This window comes from Bradyrhizobium sp. CSS354 (assembly GCF_029051725.1).
Taxonomy (GTDB): domain Bacteria; phylum Pseudomonadota; class Alphaproteobacteria; order Rhizobiales; family Xanthobacteraceae; genus Bradyrhizobium.
In genome coordinates this window covers 23,185-42,030 of sequence record NZ_JAACFU010000008.1, presented here as the reverse complement: position 1 = coordinate 42,030, position 18,846 = coordinate 23,185, and the positions used below count along the sequence as shown (strand labels likewise).

General features: G+C 64.3%; 17 protein-coding genes. 12 read left to right on the top strand and 5 right to left on the bottom strand.

Going from position 1 to position 18,846, the window contains the following annotated elements; translation table 11 throughout:
* Positions 1-2 precede the first annotated feature (2 nt).
* Positions 3-1,853: an extracellular solute-binding protein gene (locus GWG67_RS20470; protein ID WP_275171385.1), complete on the bottom strand. Its 1,851-nt coding sequence runs from the start codon at positions 1,851-1,853 to the stop codon at positions 3-5.
* Positions 1,854-2,115: 262 nt separating this feature from the next.
* Here GWG67_RS20470 and GWG67_RS20465 point away from each other — a divergent pair, with 262 nt between their 5' ends.
* Entirely contained in the window at positions 2,116-2,925 is an 810-nt protein-coding gene (locus GWG67_RS20465) for an invasion associated locus B family protein (RefSeq protein ID WP_275171120.1), read from the top strand.
* 77 nt (positions 2,926-3,002) lie between these two features.
* Here GWG67_RS20465 and hspQ read toward each other — a convergent pair whose 3' ends face one another.
* Positions 3,003-3,335, bottom strand: coding sequence for a heat shock protein HspQ (hspQ, locus tag GWG67_RS20460; protein ID WP_027518019.1), 333 nt, complete (start codon positions 3,333-3,335; stop codon positions 3,003-3,005).
* A gap of 106 nt (positions 3,336-3,441) precedes the next feature.
* On the opposite strand from hspQ, the gene GWG67_RS20455 reads away from it, so the two are divergent.
* A complete protein-coding gene (locus GWG67_RS20455; protein WP_275171119.1) occupies positions 3,442-4,395 on the top strand; it encodes an AEC family transporter in 954 nt (317 codons plus the stop codon).
* A gap of 6 nt (positions 4,396-4,401) precedes the next feature.
* Here the strand turns inward: GWG67_RS20455 and GWG67_RS20450 are convergent, their stop codons facing one another.
* Complete coding sequence (locus GWG67_RS20450; protein ID WP_275171118.1) at positions 4,402-5,586, bottom strand: UbiH/UbiF family hydroxylase; 1,185 nt, start codon at positions 5,584-5,586, stop codon at positions 4,402-4,404.
* Positions 5,587-5,673: 87 nt separating this feature from the next.
* Between GWG67_RS20450 and pcsA the strand changes: the two genes are divergently transcribed.
* The 3 genes from pcsA (at position 5,674) to GWG67_RS20435 (ending at position 8,222) form a co-directional block, all read left to right on the top strand.
* A complete protein-coding gene (gene pcsA / locus GWG67_RS20445; protein WP_275171117.1) occupies positions 5,674-6,441 on the top strand; it encodes a phosphatidylcholine synthase in 768 nt (255 codons plus the stop codon).
* Positions 6,438-7,172 carry a TerC family protein gene (locus GWG67_RS20440; RefSeq protein ID WP_275171116.1) on the top strand — a complete coding sequence of 245 codons (735 nt, stop codon included), beginning with the start codon at positions 6,438-6,440 and terminating at the stop codon, positions 7,170-7,172. The genes pcsA and GWG67_RS20440 overlap by 4 nt, the downstream gene beginning before the upstream one ends.
* Before the next feature lie 75 nt (positions 7,173-7,247).
* The gene (locus GWG67_RS20435) at positions 7,248-8,222 is read left to right on the top strand and encodes a quinone oxidoreductase (protein ID WP_247499072.1); all 975 of its coding nucleotides are present in this window, start codon (positions 7,248-7,250) and stop codon (positions 8,220-8,222) included.
* Positions 8,223-8,316: 94 nt separating this feature from the next.
* Here the strand turns inward: GWG67_RS20435 and GWG67_RS20430 are convergent, their stop codons facing one another.
* A complete protein-coding gene (locus GWG67_RS20430; protein ID WP_275171115.1) occupies positions 8,317-9,513 on the bottom strand; it encodes an acetylornithine transaminase in 1,197 nt (398 codons plus the stop codon).
* 404 nt (positions 9,514-9,917) lie between these two features.
* On the opposite strand from GWG67_RS20430, the gene GWG67_RS20425 reads away from it, so the two are divergent.
* From GWG67_RS20425 to GWG67_RS20415, 3 genes are all read left to right on the top strand, one after another.
* Positions 9,918-10,865 carry a hypothetical protein gene (locus GWG67_RS20425; RefSeq protein ID WP_275171384.1) on the top strand — a complete coding sequence of 316 codons (948 nt, stop codon included), beginning with the start codon at positions 9,918-9,920 and terminating at the stop codon, positions 10,863-10,865.
* 157 nt (positions 10,866-11,022) lie between these two features.
* Positions 11,023-11,454, top strand: coding sequence for a MerR family transcriptional regulator (locus GWG67_RS20420; protein ID WP_275171114.1), 432 nt, complete (start codon positions 11,023-11,025; stop codon positions 11,452-11,454).
* Complete coding sequence (locus GWG67_RS20415; RefSeq protein ID WP_275171113.1) at positions 11,387-11,830, top strand: carboxymuconolactone decarboxylase family protein; 444 nt, start codon at positions 11,387-11,389, stop codon at positions 11,828-11,830. Before GWG67_RS20420 ends, GWG67_RS20415 begins: the two co-directional genes overlap by 68 nt.
* A 77-nt stretch (positions 11,831-11,907) precedes the next feature.
* On the opposite strand, the gene rimO is transcribed toward GWG67_RS20415, so the two are convergent.
* A complete protein-coding gene (rimO, locus tag GWG67_RS20410) occupies positions 11,908-13,233 on the bottom strand; it encodes a 30S ribosomal protein S12 methylthiotransferase RimO (protein ID WP_275171112.1) in 1,326 nt (441 codons plus the stop codon).
* 111 nt (positions 13,234-13,344) lie between these two features.
* On the opposite strand from rimO, the gene GWG67_RS20405 reads away from it, so the two are divergent.
* The 4 genes from GWG67_RS20405 (at position 13,345) to GWG67_RS20390 (ending at position 18,824) form a co-directional block, all read left to right on the top strand.
* Positions 13,345-13,935 (top strand): ANTAR domain-containing response regulator, encoded by a 591-nt coding sequence (locus GWG67_RS20405; protein WP_106944809.1) that lies wholly within the window; start codon positions 13,345-13,347, stop codon positions 13,933-13,935.
* The gene (locus GWG67_RS20400) at positions 13,932-15,095 is read left to right on the top strand and encodes a CmpA/NrtA family ABC transporter substrate-binding protein (protein WP_275171111.1); all 1,164 of its coding nucleotides are present in this window, start codon (positions 13,932-13,934) and stop codon (positions 15,093-15,095) included. The genes GWG67_RS20405 and GWG67_RS20400 overlap by 4 nt, the downstream gene beginning before the upstream one ends.
* Before the next feature lie 331 nt (positions 15,096-15,426).
* Positions 15,427-17,208 carry a NirA family protein gene (locus GWG67_RS20395; protein ID WP_275171110.1) on the top strand — a complete coding sequence of 594 codons (1,782 nt, stop codon included), beginning with the start codon at positions 15,427-15,429 and terminating at the stop codon, positions 17,206-17,208.
* Positions 17,205-18,824, top strand: coding sequence for a sulfite reductase subunit alpha (locus GWG67_RS20390; protein WP_275171109.1), 1,620 nt, complete (start codon positions 17,205-17,207; stop codon positions 18,822-18,824). Before GWG67_RS20395 ends, GWG67_RS20390 begins: the two co-directional genes overlap by 4 nt.
* Positions 18,825-18,846 lie beyond the last annotated feature (22 nt).

Genomic DNA, 18,846 nt, shown 5'->3' with positions numbered 1-18,846 from the left:
CGTCACTTTGCTTGATGAGCTTGCGGCTGCCCCTTCGACCACCAGGTCTCCGGCAAATAGCCTGACAGCGAGGTGGCCTCTGGCCGTTCTATCCGATTCCAGCGCGCGATCCATTGCTCGGATACGTTAAACAGGGGGATTGTGTAGAAACCGGAGATCAAGGCGCGATCGAGCGCCCGCACTGCGGATACGAAATCCGTATGTTCACGGGCTTCCAGCAGTGCGGCGATCATCGCATCGACCGCGGGATCCCGGGCCCCCATGTAATTGCGGGTGCCCGGATTATCGGCGGCAGCGCTCCCCCAGTAGAAATATTGCTCGTTGCCGGGCGACAGCGACTGGTCCCAACGGTTCTGGATCATGTCGAATTCGTAGGCGAGCCGGCGCTGGTCGAACTGCACGGGATCGACCGATCGGACGCTGGGCTCGATGCCGGCGCGCCTGAGGTCGCGCTGAAAGGCAAGCGCGACGCGTTCCTGGTCGCGGGTCGTGACCAGGATCTCGAAGGTGAAGGGCGCCTTGGTGGCGCGGTTGCGCAGCACGGTGCCGTCGAGATCGTAGCCGGCCTCCGACAACCACTTCAGAGCCGCGCGTAGAGTGGTACGGTCGCGCCCAGAACCGTCGGTCACCGGCAGGCGGTAGCTGCCGTCCAGTATGTCAGGCGGGATCTGCGCGGCGAACGGCTTGAGCAGCTCGCGCTCGCGCGCATCGGCGGGATGGCCATACGCTGACAGGTCCGAGCCGGCAAAATAGCCGGCGACGCGCGAGTAGAGGTTGAAGAAGTAGTTGCGGTTGACCAGCTCGAAATCGAACAGCAGCGTCAGCGCCTGGCGCACGCGGATGTCGGCGAAGATGGGACGCCTCGTGTTGAACACCAGAAATTCGGAAGGTTGCGGCACGCCCGGCTTGAAGGTGTCGCGGATCACATCGCCATTCTTCGCGGCGGGAAAGTCGTAGCCGTCGTGCCAGCGCAGCGGCTCGTGCTCGATGCGGAAATCATAGAGGCCGCGCTTGAAAGCTTCGAACTGGCCGTTGGCCTCGCGAAAATAGTCGAGCCTGATCTCGTCGAAATTGTAGAGCCCGCGATTGATAGGGAGGTCACGGCCCCAATAGTCGGGATTGCGGGTGAGCGTCACGCTGGCACCGGGCCTCACTGCGGTGACGCGATAGGGGCCGGAGCCGACCGGGCCCGTCAGCGTCGTCTCCTCGAACGTCGCGACGTCGACCGCATGTTTCGGCAGGATCGGCATCAGGCCGAGGATCAGCGGCAGTTCGCGGTCATTGGCGCCCGCAAGGTCGAAGCGGACGGTGAGGGGATCCGGCGCCTCGGCACTTGCGACTTTGCCGTAATATTGCCGGTGGTTGGGACGGCCGTGGTCGCGCAGTAACTGCCAGGAGAACAGCACGTCCTCGGCGCGGACCGGCTTGCCGTCGGAGAAGCGGGCGCGGGGATCGATGTGGAACGTGACAAAGCTGCGCTCGTCATCGGTCTCGACCGATCTGGCGAGCAGGCCGTAGAGCGTGAACGGCTCGTCATTGCCGCGCGCGAGCAGACTCTCGACCACGTAGTTCCGTACAGGCTGCACGGCCAGTCCCTTGACGATGAAGGGATTGAGGCTGTCGAACGTGCCGAGAACGCCCCAAGTCAGCCGGCCGCCTTTGGGGGCGTCAGGGTTGACGTAAGGCATGTGGTTGAAATCGGCAGGCATCGCCGGCTTGCCGTGCATGGCGATGGCGTGGGCTTCCTCGGCCCCCGCACCGCTTGCCGGAAGCCCCAAGGCGAAAGCCAGGACACAGAGGCGGACGCAAAGACCCACTGGGCGGCCCTCGAGAAGGCGCTGGAACATGAACATCTGCACACGTTGATTCGAGGACCGGGCGGGCCTGAATCCTATCACAGGGATTTTCCCCGGGGCCCACGCCGGCACGCGGCCAAAGACGGTTGTCGGCATTGATCTTTTCGTCGGCCACGTTAAGAAGGCACGCAATCGCGCAAGAGCGCCGAGCCCGTCACTTATCCGCCTCATTTGACGGGGAGAGAGCCGCGCCCAACGCGGCCAGGCTCGGTGCGTCGAAGCGGTTCGGGCACTTCCCGTTCAGAAAGGGTTTTCCGCAATGAATTTCCGTTACTTGGCCGCGTCCGTCCGGCCGCGCGGGCGACTTCTCGCCTTGTTGACGGCGACGGCGTTGGCCGTCCCGTTTGCCGCCGAGGCCCAGGCTCCCGCGCCAGCTCCGGGCGCGCCCGCGCCCAAGGCTGCCCCGAAGGCCGCTCCGAAGGCTGCCCCAAAAGCGCCGGCGCCGGCCGCTCAGGCACCCGCCCAGCCGGCTCCCGCCCAACAAGGAGCGCCGGCCCAGCAGGGTGCGGCCCAGCCGGCCGATCAGCAGATCCAGCTGATCTATGCCCCCTGGACCAAGTTCTGCCTCAAGGGCCAGGACGCCAATGCCAAGCAGGTCTGCTTCACCGGCAAGGACGGTCGTATCGAGTCAGGCCAGCCGGTCATCGCGGCCGTCATCATCGAGCCGGAAGGCGAGCCGAAGAAGATCCTGCGCGTGACGCTGCCGCTCGGCATGCAGTTGGTGCACGGTACCCGCATCATCGTGGACAACAATCCGCCGTTGCAGAGCCCTTATGTGATCTGTTTCCAGAACGGCTGCATGTCCGACTACGAGGCCACGCCCGAGTTCATCAACAACATGAAGAAGGGCCAGAACCTCGTTGTTCAGGCGATCAATGCGAACGGCGCACCGCTGACCTTGCCGCTGCCGCTCGCCGGCGAATTCCAGAAGGCCTATGATGGTCCGCCGACGGATCCGAAGGTGTTCGAGGAAACCCAGAAGAAGCTCCAGGAAGAGCTTCAGAAGAAGGCTGACGAGCAGCGCAAGAAGCTCGAGCAGCAGGGCACGCCGCCCGCCGGCCAGAAGTAATCGGGACCCGATCCCGACATGAAAAAGGCGCTCGGTTCGAGCGCCTTTTTTGCTGGCCAGTTGATGGCTGCGAAAATTCAGTTCAGCGACGGATTGCGCGGGCGGTAACCGCCGGTCTTGTCCTTGACGAAGATCTCGGCGACCTGGGAATGCCGGACCGGTTCGCCGGAATCGTCCGGCACGAGATTCTGTTCGGAGACGTAGGCGACGTATTCCGATTCCGCGTTCTCCGCGAGCAGGTGATAGAACGGCTGGTCCTTGTGAGGCCGCACCTCCTCGGGGATCGACAGCCACCACTCTTCGGTGTTGTTGAATTCCGGATCAATGTCGAAGATCACGCCCCGGAACGAGAAGATCCGGTGGCGCACGACCTGTCCGATCTGGAATTTGGCGGTCCGCGCTTTAATCATTCCCCGTCGATAGACCAGGATTGTGGCCGATGCTAGTGCCCTGATCTGGAATTAACCCGCGGTTGCGGGGCAGATAGCCCCCCAATGTTCAGAAAACACTTCATCAATGGTCGATATCCTCAATCTGGCTCTACCTTATTTCGGCTTGATCTTCGTTGGATTCGCCTGTGGCAAGGTCAAATCGCTGCCGGAATCGGGCCTGGCCTGGATGAACTTCTTCCTGCTCTATGTGTCGCTGCCGGCGCTGCTGTTTGCGATCATGTCGAAGACGCCGTTCTCCGAATTGAACAACCCGCCGTTCCTGGTCGCGACCACGCTGTCGACAGTTGCGGCGTTCACACTCGCGCTGGTCGTCGGCAAAGTTCTCGGCGGGCTGACGCTGCGCGAGGCGACGCTCGCCGGGCTCTCCGGCGGCTACGGCAATATCGGCTACATGGGACCGGGGCTGGCGCTCGCCGTGCTCGGGCCGAAGGCCTCGGCGCCGACCGCGCTGATCTTCTGCTGCGACAGCATCTTCCTGTTCACGATCGTGCCGCTGCTGATCGAGCTCTCCGACCGCGACCATCCCTCGATCGTGCATGCCTTCGGCGTGGTGCTGAAGCAGATCGTGCTCAATCCGCTGATCATGTCGGCCTGTTTTGGCGCGGCCTTCGCATCGCTGCATATCGAGATGCCCGTCGCGCTCGATCGCACCATCACCTTCCTCCAGAACGCAGCCGCCCCGACCGCGCTGTTCGTGCTCGGCGTGACCGTGGCGCTTCGTCCGTTCGATCGGGTCCCGTGGGAAGTGCCGGGCGTGATCGCGGTCAAGCTCCTGATCCACCCGCTCGCAGCGTTCGGCCTGATGCTTGCGTTCGGCCCGTTTGCGCAGCCCTGGGCCGCGACCGCCGTGCTGATGGCCTCGCTGCCGCCGGCCCTGAACGTGTTCGTCATCGCCCGGCAGAACGACGCCTGGATCGAGTCCGCCTCGGTCGCGGTGCTGCTCGGGACGTTTGCGTCCGTGGTCACGCTCACCACCGTGATGTGGGCGATCCAGACCGGCCGGCTGGCGTTTCCTTAAGCGGGCCTAGCGCCGCCAAGTCGGCGTCAGGCCTTCGCGCATAGCAAAGCGGCGGAGCGGGCCGATCGCACCGAGCAGGTGCATGCCGACCGCGCGGACCGGCTGGAGCGGCAGGAAATCGTTGAGCAGCGAGCGGTTGGCGATGTCGATCGCAAAGGTCCGGCTCAGGATGTCCGGGCGCCGGGCCCGGTCGTAACGCTTGAGCACGTCTGCTGCGCCAGGATCCTGAGCGGCCGCGATGGCATCGCCTGCAAGCCTCGCAATGTCGGCGGCATCGCGGAGGCCGAGATTGAGACCCTGGGCGCCGATCGGGGGAACCACATGGGCGGCTTCGCCGACCAGCGCGATGCGGTCGCGGCCGAAGGATTTTGGACGTTCGATCGCCAGCGGGAACAGATGGCGACCCGGCTCGACCGTCATGCGCCCGAGGATCGAATGGGACTGCTTCTCGATTGCCGCGGACAATTCCTCGTCGCTCAGGCCACGAAGCCGCTCGGCGTCCGCAGGCGCCGAGACCCAGACGACGCTGGAGCGATCGCCGGGCAGGGGCACGAACACGCAAGGGCCATGCGGCGTGTGGAACTCGGTCGAGACGTTGCGATGGGGCCGCGCGTGGCCGACGTTGAAGGTCAGCGCAGTCTGCGTCAGCTCGCGCCGCGTCACCGCGATGCCGGAGGCTTCGCGGCAAAGCGAATGCCGGCCGTCGGCGCCGACCACGAGGCGGGCCGAGAGAAATTGCGCAGCGGCCGTGCGGATCGCGACGTCATCGGCTTCGATGACGACAGTTTCGGCCTCGTCGTCGAAACGGACGAGACCGGGCAGTTCGGCCGCGCGCGCTTCCAGCGCCAGCATCAGCGAGCGGTTGTCGATGTTGTAGCCGAAGGCATCGAGGCCGATTTCGTGGCAGGAGAACCGGACCTCAGGCGCGCGGAAGAGCCGACCGGTGTCGTCGACGAGCCGCATGATTTCGAGCGCGGCCGCCTTGTCCTTGCAGCGCGGCCAGACGTCGAGGCTCTCCAGCAGATCGACGGAGGCACCGAGTAGCGCCGTGGTGCGATTGTCGGCATAGGGCACGCGACGCGCCACCAGCGCGGTCCGTGCGCCCGCCTGCGCCAATGCGATGGCCGCGCCAAGTCCCGCCGGTCCGCCGCCGATCACGGCGGCGTCAAAGAGTGTCGATGCATCTGTCATGGAACGACATTGGACACGCCCCGCGGCAAATTCAAGCCCAGTCATATTTCCCTGATTTTATGACGAATTGTGCGACCGGGCGCCGCAATGGCTTATGTGCAAATCGGTGTCGTTCTGATAGCAGAAGCCATGGACAGCCAAGAGGATTCCCTGAAGCCCAGGCCCGCGATCCGCGCCGCTGCCTTCTCGGTGCACATCTTCACCGCGTTCGGTGCGGCGATCGCGCTGCTGGCGATGCTTGAGGCCGTGCGCGAGCACTGGGCGGCGATGTTTCAATGGCTGGGCGTCGCCCTCATCATCGACGCGATCGACGGGCCGATTGCGCGCCGGCTCAACGTCAAGGACGTGCAGCCGAACTGGTCGGGCGACGTGCTCGATCTCGTGGTCGATTTCGTCACCTACGTCTTCGTGCCGGCCTATGCGATCGTGGCCAGCGGCCTGCTGCTGCCGGTCGCTGCTCCCTTGCTCGGCGTCGCCATTATCGTCACCAGCGCATTATATTTCGCCGATCTGCGCATGAAGGCGGACGACAATCATTTCCGCGGCTTTCCGGCGCTGTGGAATGCGGCGGCGTTCTATCTGTTCCTGCTGCACTGGCCGCCGCTGCTGTCGACGCTGCTGGTCGCAAGCCTGGTGGTGCTGACCTTCGTGCCCTTCCATGTGCTGCATCCGGTGCGCGTCGTGCGGCTGCGCTGGCTGACGATGACGCTGATTGCGATCTGGGCTCTGCTCTCCTTCTACACGCTGCAGATGGACTTTCGCGTCGGCACCGGCGTGACTGTCGCGCTCTGCGCGATCGCACTCTGGATCAGCTTCAGCGACGCATTGATACGGCTGACAAGATCCTTCGCATGATGCACCTGTTGACCAGCCCCGAAGCCTGGGCCGCGCTCCTCACCTTGACCGCGCTCGAAATCGTGCTCGGGATCGACAACGTCATTTTCCTGTCGGTGATCGTCTCGCGCATTCCCGAGAAGCAGGCGCACCGCGCCCGCCAGGTCGGCCTCGCGCTGGCGCTGATCTTCCGCATCATCCTGCTCAGCCTCCTGGTCTGGCTGATCGGCCTGACCGCCCCGGTGCTTTCGTTTTCGGGCTACGGCTTCTCGTGGCGCGACCTCATCCTGATCGGCGGCGGCCTGTTCCTGATCGCGAAGGCGACGCACGAGATCCACGGCGAGGTCGAAGCCGATGACGGCGAGGGCGACGCGAGGTCGCCTCGTAGCGCTTTCTTCTGGGTCATCGTCCAGATCGTGATCATCGACATCGTGTTCTCGCTGGACTCGATCATCACCGCGATCGGCATGGCGCAGGACATCGAGATCATGATCGCGGCCGTCGTGATCGCCTGCGTGATCATGTACATTTCGTCCGGACCGGTGTCGCGATTCGTCGCGGAGCATCCGACCACGAAAATGCTGGCGCTGGCCTTCCTGGTGCTGATCGGCGTGGCGCTGGTTGCGGACGGATTCCAATTCCACATCCCGCGCGGCTACATCTATTTCGCGATTGCGTTCTCGGCGGCGGTCGAGTTCTTCAACGTGCTGGCGAAACGCAACCGCAGGAACAGCCGCAAGCCGTCGGTCTAGACGTTCCAGCCGGCGTCGAGTTGACAAGGCGGGCGCGATGTCTTTCGCTGGCCCGCCAGAAGAGGAGGTCAGGTGATGACCAAAGCCGTCCGTGTGCACAAGGTCGGAGGCCCCGAAGCCCTGGTCTATGAGAGCGTCGATGTTCCGGCGCCCGGGCCCGGCGAGGTGCGCATCCGCCAGCATGCCGTCGGCCTGAACTTCATCGACGTCTATTACCGCACCGGCCTCTACAAGGCGCCGGGGCTGCCCTTCATCGCCGGCAACGAAGCCTCGGGCGAAGTCGTCGCGGTCGGGCCGGGCGTGACGAATTTCCATCCGGGCGACCGTGTCGCCTACTACCACAATCTCGGCGCCTATACCGGGGAGCGCAACATCCCCTGGGAGCGGCTGGTCAAGCTGCCCGACCACATCACCTACGAGCAGGGCGCCGTGCTGATGCTGAAGGGGCTGACGGTCTGGTATCTGCTGCACAAGACTTTCAAGGTCGAGCCGCATCATCGCGTGCTGATCCATGCCGCGGCGGGAGGCATCGGCTTGCTCGCCTGCCAATGGGCGAGGGCAATGGGCGCCCACGTCATCGGTACCGTCGGCTCGCGCGAGAAGGCTGCGCTTGCCGAGGCCAATGGCTGCGACCATGTCATCCTCTACAACGAGGAAGACTTCGTTGCGCGCGTCAAACAGATCAGCCGCAACGAGGGCTGCGACGTGGTCTATGACGGCGTCGGCAAGGCGACGTTCCCGGGCTCGCTGTCTTGCCTGAAGCCGCGCGGGATGTTCGTCTCCTTCGGCAATGCCTCAGGCCCGGTGCCGCCATTCTCGATCGCCGAACTCAACACTCACGGCTCGCTGTTTGCGACCCGGCCCAAGCTCAACGACTATATCGGTACGCGCAAGGAGCTGCTGGAAGGCGCCGACACGCTGTTCGCCGCCGTCATCAACGGCAAGCTGCACGTGCCGATCAACCATGCCTACGCGCTTAAGGACGCCGCCAAGGCGCATATCGATCTCGAAAGCCGCAAGACCACCGGCGCATCGATCTTGAAGCCGTAATTCACCGTCATTGCGAGCGAAGCGAAGCAATCCAGAATCTTTCCGTTGAGGCGGTCTGGATTGCTTCGTCGCTGCGCTCCTCGCAATGACGAGCTTACGCCACCCGCCGTGCCGCGCCGGCTCTGGTCAAGATCCCATCGAGACAATCGATCATCTCGGCGATCTCGGCCCGTGTGACGTTCAGCGCCGGCATAAAGCGCAACGTGTCGACCTGCGGCGCGTTGAGGAGCACGCCGGCCTCGAATGCCTGGGCGACGATGCCGGGTGCGATCGGCAGCTTGAGGTCGAGCGCGAGCAGGAGCCCGCGGCCACGCACTTCGCCGAGCCCGTGCCGCGCCGAGACCTTCTGCAATTCGCTTTCGAGCAGCAGGCCGGTTTCGGTCGCCGTCTTCAGGAACTCCGGCTTGCTGACTTCGTCGAGCACCGCGAGCCCCACCGCGCACATGATCGGGTTGCCGTTGAACGTGCCGCCCTGGTCGCCGTGCTCGAAGCAGGCGGCGCGTTCGGTCGCGAGCAACGCCGCGAGCGGCACGCCGCCACCGATGCCCTTGCCGAGCGTCATGATGTCGGGCGCGATGCCGGTGTGCTCGTAGTGGAAGAGCTTCCCGGTCCGGCCCATCCCGGTCTGGATCTCGTCGAAGATCAGGAGGAGGCCGTGCGCACCGGTGAGGGCGCGCAACTCCTGCAAGAACTGATCGGTCGCCGGCCATACGCCTGATTCACCCTGGATCGGCTCGAGCATCACGGCGACGGTGTTGTCGTTGATCAGCTTTTCGACCGACGCAATGTCGTTGAGCTTCGCCTTCTTGAAACCGGCGACCTTCGGCTCGAACAACGGCTCAAAGGCCTTCTTGCCTGAGGCCGACATCGTCGCCAGCGTGCGGCCGTGAAAGCCGCCCTCGAAGGTGATGATCTCGAACGCGCCACCTCGATGGATGCGGCCATATTTGCGCGCGAGCTTGATCGCGCCCTCGTTGGCTTCCGCACCGGAATTCGCGAAGAACACCTGGTCGAACGCGCTATTTGCGACAAGCTGCTCAGCGAGCTTCAGGCTGGGCTCGTTGTAAAAGGCCGGGCTCGGCGTCAGCAGCCGCTTGGCCTGCGCGGCAAGCGCGTCGGCGATCGCGGGCGGGGAGTGGCCGAGGCAGTTGACGGCCCAGCCCTGCACAAAATCGAGATAGCGCTTGCGGCTGTCGTCCCAGAGGTAGGAGCCGGCGCCGCGGACGAACACGGTCTTGGGCCGGGCGGTGATGTCCATCAACGCGGCATACGGATGGGTGGCGTTGGTCATGTCGAACTCCTCTGGAGGTGGGTGGAAAGGCCGCGGGAAAAGCAAAAAGGCCGCACCTTGCGGGTGCGGCCTTTTCGAGAACGGGGCTGAACTTAGTGGTTCAGCGGCGTCGTCGGACATGGCGCACCCTCTCATCGTCGCGGAAGCGACGGCGGAGCATTTCGGTGCGCTGATGGGTCCGAGCGTTGATCATGGGGCGCGGCAATACATGCGAATGGCACGGCTTGTCAAGCGGGCGCTTTACAGGCCACACGCGCAGCGTGCATGGGGTAGGTGAAAGATGCGCCCCTGGAAACCATTACGTCCCTAGCGCGTTTGTGATCACAGCACGCGAATTGGTTCGAACCGAACGCATGACGGTTCGGACCAAGAGGGGCGGGACCAACCAGATTGTTTTTAAAGCCTTGTCCGACACGCCTTATCCGATCGACCTCGACAGCATTCGCGGCGCGTTTCCGCCGGGCATCGAGGCGCCGTCGCTGTTGCTGGACTTCGCCGGATGGCTGAACGGGCGCCCCTGGGGCAGCGTCGGCTGCTTCTCGCTGCAGGGCCAGTTTTCCGATCAGGCGCCGATTGTCGACGGCAGTCCCTTGCGCGACCGGTTTTCGCTGTTCATGCGGCTGCCGGATGGCTCGGCTGTTGGCGGCTGGTATGGCGCGGGTCTCGACCGCGACAATCCGCCGATCGTGGGGCTTGGGTCCGAGGGCGATTACGAGCTGCTGGCGCCAAGCCTCGATGGCCTGCTCGCAAAACTGACGTCGCAACAATTCGACAATGCTTGGAGCGATCTGAAGCCGCACGACGAAGTCGAATGTCAGACGGTCGAGCTCGCGCAATGGCTCACCGGGCGGCTGAGCGGGGAGATGGTGGCGCCCGATGACGATCCGTCGGAGCTGCCCGACTTTCGCGGCTTCATGGAAAAATGGAGCCGGGATCGCGAAGACTACTGGGCCAATCATCGCTTGATGGCCGAACTCGGCTGGCGCCTCGCCGCGCATCTGCCGAAGGGCAAGAAGCCCTGGGACAGGACGAGCTTCGAGATCGCGATCGTCGGCAGGCAATACCAGGCGCGCGTCCTGACGCGCGGGCCGCAGGCGTTCGAGGAAGCCGCCTCGATCGAATCCCTGCTGCGCGATCTGCGCGAGGAGATGCGCCGCGCGCAGCCCGAGCTCGGGCTGTGGTACGCGATGAAATTCGGCCTCTATGCCGACGGCCGCGTCATGCCGAACTTCGAATACGATCTGCGCCCGAGCATCGGCGGCGAGCCTGCGCTGCTCTCGGAGGCGCAAGCTGATCTTGCCTGCGCGCCGCGGCCGGAGCGCTGGGTGCCGAAATGGCTAGCGGGATCCTGAAGCTCGGAATCCCGCGATGCTGCCGCCCAGCTCGCGCACCGAAATGTTCCGCTGCCGCGCTATCACGACGTTGCGGGAACGGCACCTTCGATCCCCCTTGACTTAGAGCGCGCTCGAAGGGGTATCTGTACGTGCGTCAGTACGAGAACGGGCACACATGAAGATCGGCGACCTCGCAAAACGGACCGGCCTGTCGACGCACACGCTGCGCTATTATGAGCGCATCGGGCTGCTGCCATACGCTGACCGGGATCGCTCCGGCCAGCGTGACTTTGACGCATCGATCCTCAGATGGATCGAATTCCTCGGTCGGCTCAAGACCACGGGAATGTCGATCCGGGACATGTTGCGTTACGCGGCGCTTCGTGACGAAGGCGACGCTACCGGCACAAGCCGGCGGCAGATGCTGGAAGTCCACCGCGAACAGGTGCGCACGCAGATCGCCGAACTCCAGGAATGCCTGCTCGTCCTTGATACCAAGATCGCCGGCTATGCCAGCGACGAACAGAGGACGAAGGAAAATGACGCACGCCCAAACACAAGACGCAAGCCGGTTCGATCGCGGCCAGCGGGCCCTGTCACGCATTGACGGCAGCGCCGGCGAAAAGGTCGTCGCTTCACTCGCCGACATCGCTCCGGATTTCGCACGATACGTGATCGAGTTTCCGTTCGGCGACATTTACTGCCGCCCCGGCCTCGGCCTGCGCGATCGAGAGATCGCCACGATCGCCGCGCTGACGGCGCTCGGAAATGCCGCGCCTCAGCTCAAGGTGCATATCGAGGCGGGTCTGAACGTCGGGCTGTCTCGCGACGAGATCGTGGAGATCATCATGCAGATGGCCGTCTATGCGGGCTTCCCGGCGGCGCTGAACGGGCTGTTCGCAGCTAAGGAAGTGTTCGCCGCGCGTGACGAACAGCAGGCGTCGGGAGAAGCGAACGGCGAGCGTGATGCTGCCGTAGCTTAGCGATGACCCGCTCCCTTTCCCGCTTGCGGGAGAGGGAGCAGCGAGTTCGTGGCTGCAACGGCCGCGTCAGCGGAAGATCAGAATCCCGCGACGCTGCCGTGCAGGTCGTATTGATCGGCGCGTTCGATCTTCGCGGTGACGATCTCGCCAACGCGCAAGGGGCGGCGGCTCGACAGGTAGACGGCGCCGTCGATCTCCGGCGCATCGGCCTTGGATCGGCCCTTTGAGACGGTCGGGCCGACCTCGTCGATGATGATCTGCTGGCGCGTGCCGACTTTGCGCTTCAGCCTGCGTGCGGAAATCTTCTGCTGGCGCGCCATCAGCGCATTGTAGCGCTCCTGCTTGATCTCTTCCGGCACGGGGTTCTCGATCGCGTTCGCGGTCGCGCCGGCGACCGGCTCGTATTTGAAGCAGCCGAGCCGATCGATCTCGGCTTCGTCCAGCCAGTCGAGCAGATAGGCGAAATCGGCATCCGTCTCGCCGGGGAAGCCGACGATGAAGGTCGAGCGCAAAGCGAGATCGGGACATTGCTCGCGCCACCGCTTGATCCGCGCCAGTGTCTTGTCCTGCGCCGCCGGGCGCTTCATCGCCTTCAGCACCTCGGGGCTCGCGTGCTGGAACGGGATGTCGAGATAGGGCAGCACCTTGCCCTCGTTCATCAGCGCGATGACCTCGTCGACATGCGGGTAGGGGTAGACATATTGCAAGCGGACCCAGGCGCCCAATTCGCCGAGCTCGCGCGCGAGGTCGATGAATTTGGCCCGGACCTGGCGATCCTTCCACGGGCTCTCGGCGTATTTGAGATCGACGCCGTAGGCCGAGGTGTCCTGCGAGATCACCAGCAGCTCCTTGACGCCGGCGCCGACCAGGCGTTCGGCCTCGCGCAGCACATCGTTGGCCGGTCGCGAGACGAGGTCGCCACGCAGCTTCGGAATGATGCAGAAGGTGCAGCGGTTGTTGCAGCCCTCGGAGATTTTCAAATAGGCGTAGTGGCGCGGTGTTAGCTTGATGCCCTGCGGCGGCACCAGATCGAGATGCGGATTGTGGGCGGGCGGCAGCGCGCGATGCACGGCGTCCAGCACGCTCTCATATTGCTGCGGGCCGCTGATGGAGAGCACGCCGGGATAGGCCTGCTCGATCTGCTCGGGTTCCGCGCCCATGCAGCCGGTCACGATCACCTTGCCATTCTCGGCCATGGCCTCGCCGATCGCCGAGAGCGATTCCTGCTTGGCGCTGTCGAGGAAGCCGCAGGTGTTGACGATGACGATGTCGGCGCCGTCATGCTTGCGGGCGAGCTCGTAACCCTCGGCGCGCAGGCGCGTGATGATGCGCTCGGAATCCACCAAAGCCTTGGGGCACCCGAGCGACACGAAGCTGACCTTCGGCGCAGCCGTCTGATCCATATCCAAATCTGCCTGATTGACAGGGTTGAGCTAGTCCCAATTGCCCATAATTACAACCCTTTGCAGGGCCTGAGGGCATGCTATGGATGAATCACTGGTGGTGAGTGAGCAATGAGCGCCGAACAGTCGCCCAAAATCGTGATCGTCGACGAAAGCCCGATCCGGGCTGCGATCCTCGAGGAAGGGTTGCGGGAGGCCGGATTCACGCAGATCGTCCATATCAGCGAGATGCAAAGCCTGCTCGCCCGTATTTATGCGGTCGACCCTGACATCATCCTGATCGATCTTGAAAACCCCAGCCGCGACGTGCTGGAAGCGATGTTCCAGGTCAGCCGCGCCGTGCGGCGCCCGATCGCGATGTTCGTCGATCAGAGCGATTCATCCTCGATCCAGGCCTCGGTCGAGGCGGGGGTTTCCGCCTATATCGTTGACGGGCTGAGGAAGGAGCGCATCAAGCCGATCCTCGACCTCTGCGTGTCGCGCTTCAATGCCTTCGCAAAACTCCAGGAGGAGCTGGAGCGCACCAAGTCGCAGCTCGAGGATCGCAAGGTCATCGAGAAGGCCAAGGGCATCCTGATGAAGGTGAAGGGCCTGACCGAGGACGAGGCCTATGTGCTGCTGCGCTCTACCGCGATGCGCGAGAAGAAGAAAATCGGCGAGATCGCCCAGTCGATCATCACCGCGTCGGAGATGCTGAAATGACCGTTCCCCTCCGCATCGGGTTCATTCCGCTGGTCGATGCCGCAGCGCTGATCGTTGCCGTCGACAAGGGATTTGCCACGGCCGAAGGGCTCGAGGTCGAACTGGTCCGCGAGGTCTCCTGGTCCAACGTCCGCGACAAGCTCAATATCGGCTTGTTCGACGCCGCGCATCTGCTCGCGCCCGTCGCGATTGCGTCCTCGCTCGGGCTCGGTCATGTCAAGGTGCCGATCGCGGCGCCCTTCAATCTCGGCATCAACGGCAATGCGATCACGGTCTCGCCGGCGCTTCATGCCGCGCTGATGGAGGAGATCGATGGCGACCGCTTCGATCCGCTCGCAACGGCAAAAGCGTTGGCGCGCGTGGTCGCCAAGCGGCGCAAAGCGGGGGCCGATCCGTTGACCTTCGGCATGACCTTCCCGTTCTCGACCCACAATTACCAATTGCGGTTCTGGATGGCGGCGGCCGGCGTCGATCCCGACGAGGACGTGCGGCTGGTGGTGCTGCCGCCGCCCTATATGGTGGACAGTCTCGCCAATGGTCATGTCGATGCGTTCTGCGTCGGCGCGCCCTGGAATTCGATCGCGGTCGATCTCGGGATCGGCCACATCCTGCATTTCGTCTCCGACATCCTGGCCCATGCGGCGGAGAAGGTGCTCGCGCTCCGCCAGGTCTGGGCCGACAAGAATCCGGACGTGGTGGCCAGCCTGGTGCGCGCGGCGGTGAAAGCCGCGGAGTTCATCGAGCACCCGGAAAACCGGGCCGAAGCGGCGCGGATCCTGGCGCAGCCGGAGCGGATCGGCGTCGATGCCGAAGTCATCCAGCGCACCCTCACGGGACGCCTCAAGATTTCGCCGGACGGCACCGTTCGCGAGAGCGGCAGCTACCTTCTGGTGGGACGCGAGGAAGCAGGGCGCCCCGATCCGGTCCAGGCCGCCTGGCTCTATGCGCAGATGGTGCGCTGGGGGCAGACGACGCTGACGCCCGACGGCGTCAAGACGGCCATGGCCGTGTTCAGGCCCGATCTCTATGACGGCGTCCTCGGCCGCCAGCCCCCCGCCCAGGCCCCCGCGGCATTCGGCGCATTCGCCGGCCCCGCCTTCGATCCCGCCAATATTCGGGGTCATCTTGAGGCCTTCGAGGTAGGCCGCTGGAAGGTGTGATTCGGGCCTGCATCGTTTTTGAGCGCTGGGGATCCGCGTCTAAATTTTAGGCCGACTGCTCGAATTTCGTAAGAGCTCCAGAGCCCTGAGTTCCCTTTTGTGCTCTTAGCTGCTTGATACCACACACATTTTCATTTCATCAAAGCTGGCACGCAAATTGAATGTTGCAGTGCGGCCAGCCTGTCACAGATGCCTGCTGCGCCAGTCCCCAGCAACGAAGCTGATCGGACCGTTGGGTGCGCAGCCGGCTCTCGAGCCAGCCGAGCTCCTCGCGGGTCGTGCACTTTCCGTCGATACCACCCAGGTGGCCGCAGGAGCTTCGTTACTGACCATGAAAATCGACACCGTCTCAGTCGACTTTACCGACGACCAGAAACGCTACCTCGAAGGCTTCACGACCGGTCTGCAGATCAGTCGCGTCGGTCGCGGTCTTGGCGGCGGCGCCGGCAAGGCGAACGCCGAGCCGACCGGTCCCGATGCCGTGCACATCAAGGCGCAGGACAAGTTCATCGCCGCGGGCAAGAAGCTCGCCGACCAGGAGAAGGTCAAGCGCGACGAGCATCCCTTCGATGCCTATCCGCGTCTCCGCCAGCAGGCGCTCGACAATACGCCGCCGAGTCCGGCGGACAATTTCCGCTGGCGCTATTACGGCATCTTCTACGTCGCGCCGACGCAGGACTCCTACATGTGCCGTCTGCGCATTCCGAACGGCATCATGAAGCACTGGCAGCTGGCCGGCCTTGCCGATCTTGCCGATGAAACGTGCGGGCCCTACAGCCACGTCACGACGCGCGCCAATCTGCAGCTTCGCGAGATCCCGCCGAAGAACGCCGTGAAGCTGATCGAAGGCATTCAGGACTTAGGCCTGTGCTCGCGCGGCTCCGGCGCCGACAACATCCGCAACGTGACGGGAACGCCGACGGCGGGCATCGACCCGCAGGAGCTGATCGACACGCGGCCTTATGCGCGCGAGTGGCACTACCACATCCTGAACGATCGCTCGCTGTATGGCTTGCCGCGCAAGTTCAACGTCGCCTTCGACGGCGCCGGCAGGATCGCCGTGCTCGAGGAGACCAATGATATCGCCTTCACGGCATATGAGGTGCAGGACGGCTTCGGCGTCGAGCCCGGGATCTGGTTCCGCCTCGGCCTCGGTGGCATCACCGGCCACAAGGACTTTGCCAAATATTCCGGCATCGTCGTCAAGCCTGAAGACGCCACCGCCGTTGCCGACGCCATCGTGCGCGTGTTCATCGAGCACGGCGACCGCACCAACCGCAACAAGGCGCGGCTGAAATACGTGCTCGACGCCATGGGCCATGACGGCTTTCTCAAGATCGTCGAGGAACGGTTGAAGACACCATTCACGCGCGTGCCGGAAGAGGCGTTTGCGCCGCGGCCGGCCGCGGACCGCATGGCGCATATCGGCGTGCACAAGCAGAAGCAGGACGGCTTGAACTGGATCGGCGTGTCGCTGACGCTCGGCAAGATCAGCAGCGATCAAATGCGGGGCCTCGCCAAGGTGGCGCGGGACCTCGGCGACGGCGAGATCCGTCTGACCGTCTGGCAGAACCTGCTGATATCAGGGGTGCGCGACGAGAATGTCGAGCTTGCCATCGCGGCGATCAAGCAGATCGGGCTTGCGGTCGAGGCTTCGCACATCCGCGCCGGCCTGATCGCGTGCACCGGCAATGCCGGTTGCCGCTTCGCCGCCTCCAACACCAAGCGCCACGCCGCCGAGATCGGCGACTGGTGCGAGCCGCGCGTCGAGATGGACAAGCCGGTCAACATCCACGTCACCGGCTGCCACCATTCCTGTGCCCAGCATTACATCAGCGACATCGGCCTGATCGGGGCGCGCGTGCCTGTCAACGAGGAGGACACGGTGGAGGGCTATCATCTCTTCACCGGCGGCGGGTTCGGTCCTGACGCCGACGTCGGGCAGGAGGTCTATCACGACCTCAAGGCCGAGGACGCGCCGAAGACAGTCGAAGGACTGCTCAAGGCCTATATCGCCCATCGCTCGTCTTCCGACGAAACCTTCCTGTCCTTTGCGCGCCGCCACGACGGCGAGACGCTGCGCAAGCTTGCCGATGCCGAGGTGTCTTCATGAACCAGATCAGCCCTCCGCCGAAACTCGACATCATTCCCACGAGCGCCCCGTTCTCCGACGCCCAGCGCTCCTGGCTGAACGGCTTCTTTGCCGGGCTGCTGTCGCCTGACGCGGCCGCGCCGCTGTCGGCCGAGCAGGGCGCCGCGGTCATGCAAGCCGGTGATGGTGACGACGGTGAAGCGCCTTGGCACGACCAGACCATGCCGATCGCCGATCGGATGAAGCTCGCCGAAGGCCGTCCCGTGCGGCGCAAGATGATGGCGGCGATGGCGCAGCAGGATTGCGGGCAGTGCGGCTACAATTGCCACGACTATTCGGAGGCGATCGCGAGCCGCAGTGAAGCGCGGCTCAACCTCTGCGTCCCCGGCGGCAAGGAAACCGCGCGGATGCTGAAGTCGCTGCACGAAGAGCTGGACAAGGCGCCGGCGGCCAAGGCTGGCGACAAGGCGTCCGACAAGGTCGACGCGGTGGCGGCCCCCGCCGTGACCGTGACGATCGCCGAGCCCGGCCGCTCGCGCGACAATCCTGTTGCGGCGACCTTCCTGTCGCGCCGTCTTCTCAACAAGGGAAAGTCGGAGAAGGAAACCTATCACGTCGAGTTCGATCTTTCCGAGAGCAAGCTCGACTATGTCGTCGGTGACAGTTTTGGCGTGTTCGCCCGCAACGAGCTCGGCCTCGTCGACCAGGTCATCGCGTTGCTCGGTGCCTCCCACACGACGAAGGTCAACGGCAAGACGCTGCGTGAGGTGCTGATCGACGACGTTTCGCTCTCGCCGGCGCCCGACACGCTGTTCGAACTGCTCTCCTTCATCACCGGCGGCGCGCAGCGCGAGAGGGCACGGGCACTGGCGCAGGGCGAGGATCCCGATGGCGACGCCGCCGCGCTCGACGTCATGGCTGCGCTGCAGAAGTTTTCGGGTACGCGGCCGCATCCTGAAGCCTTCGTCGAGGCGCTTGAGCCGCTGCAGCCGCGGCTCTATTCGATCTCGTCCTCGCACAATGCGACGCCTGGGAAGCTTTCGCTGACGGTCGATTCCGTGCGCTACGTGATCGGCAAACGCAAGCGCATCGGCGTCGCCTCGACCTTCCTCGGCGAGCGCATCGCCGAGGGCGAGAAGCTCAAGGTCTATGTGCAGAAGGCGCACAATTTCGGCCTGCCGCAGGATCCGAAGACGCCGATCATCATGATCGGCCCCGGCACCGGCATTGCGCCGTTCCGTGCCTTCCTGTTCGACCGCAAGGCGACCGGTGCGCCCGGCAAGAACTGGCTGTTCTTCGGCCACCAGCGCAGCGATTGCGACTTCTTCTACCAGGAGGAGCTCAACGCGATGAAGACCTCGGGCCTGCTCACGCGCATGTCGCTGGCCTGGTCGCGCGACGGCGAGAAGAAGTTCTACGTGCAGGACCGCATGCGCGAGGTCGGCCGCGAGCTATGGACGTGGCTTGCCGAGGGGGCGCATCTCTACATCTGCGGCGATGCCAAGCGCATGGCCAAGGACGTCGAGCGCGCGCTGGTCGATATCGTCGCCCAGTTCGGGGCGCGTTCGACCGACGAAGCCGTCAGTTTTGTCGCCGAGCTCAAGAAGACGGGCCGCTTCCAGGCTGACGTCTACTAGCTGTCATCCCACCGTCATCCGA

What these genes read in the sequence shown, in the direction of transcription:
- GWG67_RS20450 (WP_275171118.1), bottom strand. Translation starts at nt 5,586, where the DNA reads ATGACAGATGCATCGACACTCTTTGACGCCGCCGTGATCGGCGGCGGA.
- GWG67_RS20435 (WP_247499072.1), top strand. Translation starts at nt 7,248, where the DNA reads ATGACCAAAGCCGTCCGTGTGCACAAGGTCGGAGGCCCCGAAGCCCTG.
- GWG67_RS20400 (WP_275171111.1), top strand. Translation starts at nt 13,932, where the DNA reads ATGACCGTTCCCCTCCGCATCGGGTTCATTCCGCTGGTCGATGCCGCA.
- GWG67_RS20470 (WP_275171385.1), bottom strand. Translation starts at nt 1,853, where the DNA reads ATGTTCATGTTCCAGCGCCTTCTCGAGGGCCGCCCAGTGGGTCTTTGC.
- pcsA (WP_275171117.1), top strand. Translation starts at nt 5,674, where the DNA reads ATGGCTTATGTGCAAATCGGTGTCGTTCTGATAGCAGAAGCCATGGAC.
- GWG67_RS20405 (WP_106944809.1), top strand. Translation starts at nt 13,345, where the DNA reads ATGAGCGCCGAACAGTCGCCCAAAATCGTGATCGTCGACGAAAGCCCG.
- GWG67_RS20420 (WP_275171114.1), top strand. Translation starts at nt 11,023, where the DNA reads ATGAAGATCGGCGACCTCGCAAAACGGACCGGCCTGTCGACGCACACG.
- GWG67_RS20415 (WP_275171113.1), top strand. Translation starts at nt 11,387, where the DNA reads ATGACGCACGCCCAAACACAAGACGCAAGCCGGTTCGATCGCGGCCAG.
- GWG67_RS20395 (WP_275171110.1), top strand. Translation starts at nt 15,427, where the DNA reads ATGAAAATCGACACCGTCTCAGTCGACTTTACCGACGACCAGAAACGC.
- GWG67_RS20440 (WP_275171116.1), top strand. Translation starts at nt 6,438, where the DNA reads ATGATGCACCTGTTGACCAGCCCCGAAGCCTGGGCCGCGCTCCTCACC.
- GWG67_RS20390 (WP_275171109.1), top strand. Translation starts at nt 17,205, where the DNA reads ATGAACCAGATCAGCCCTCCGCCGAAACTCGACATCATTCCCACGAGC.
- GWG67_RS20465 (WP_275171120.1), top strand. Translation starts at nt 2,116, where the DNA reads ATGAATTTCCGTTACTTGGCCGCGTCCGTCCGGCCGCGCGGGCGACTT.
- hspQ (WP_027518019.1), bottom strand. Translation starts at nt 3,335, where the DNA reads ATGATTAAAGCGCGGACCGCCAAATTCCAGATCGGACAGGTCGTGCGC.
- rimO (WP_275171112.1), bottom strand. Translation starts at nt 13,233, where the DNA reads ATGGATCAGACGGCTGCGCCGAAGGTCAGCTTCGTGTCGCTCGGGTGC.
- GWG67_RS20455 (WP_275171119.1), top strand. Translation starts at nt 3,442, where the DNA reads ATGGTCGATATCCTCAATCTGGCTCTACCTTATTTCGGCTTGATCTTC.
- GWG67_RS20430 (WP_275171115.1), bottom strand. Translation starts at nt 9,513, where the DNA reads ATGACCAACGCCACCCATCCGTATGCCGCGTTGATGGACATCACCGCC.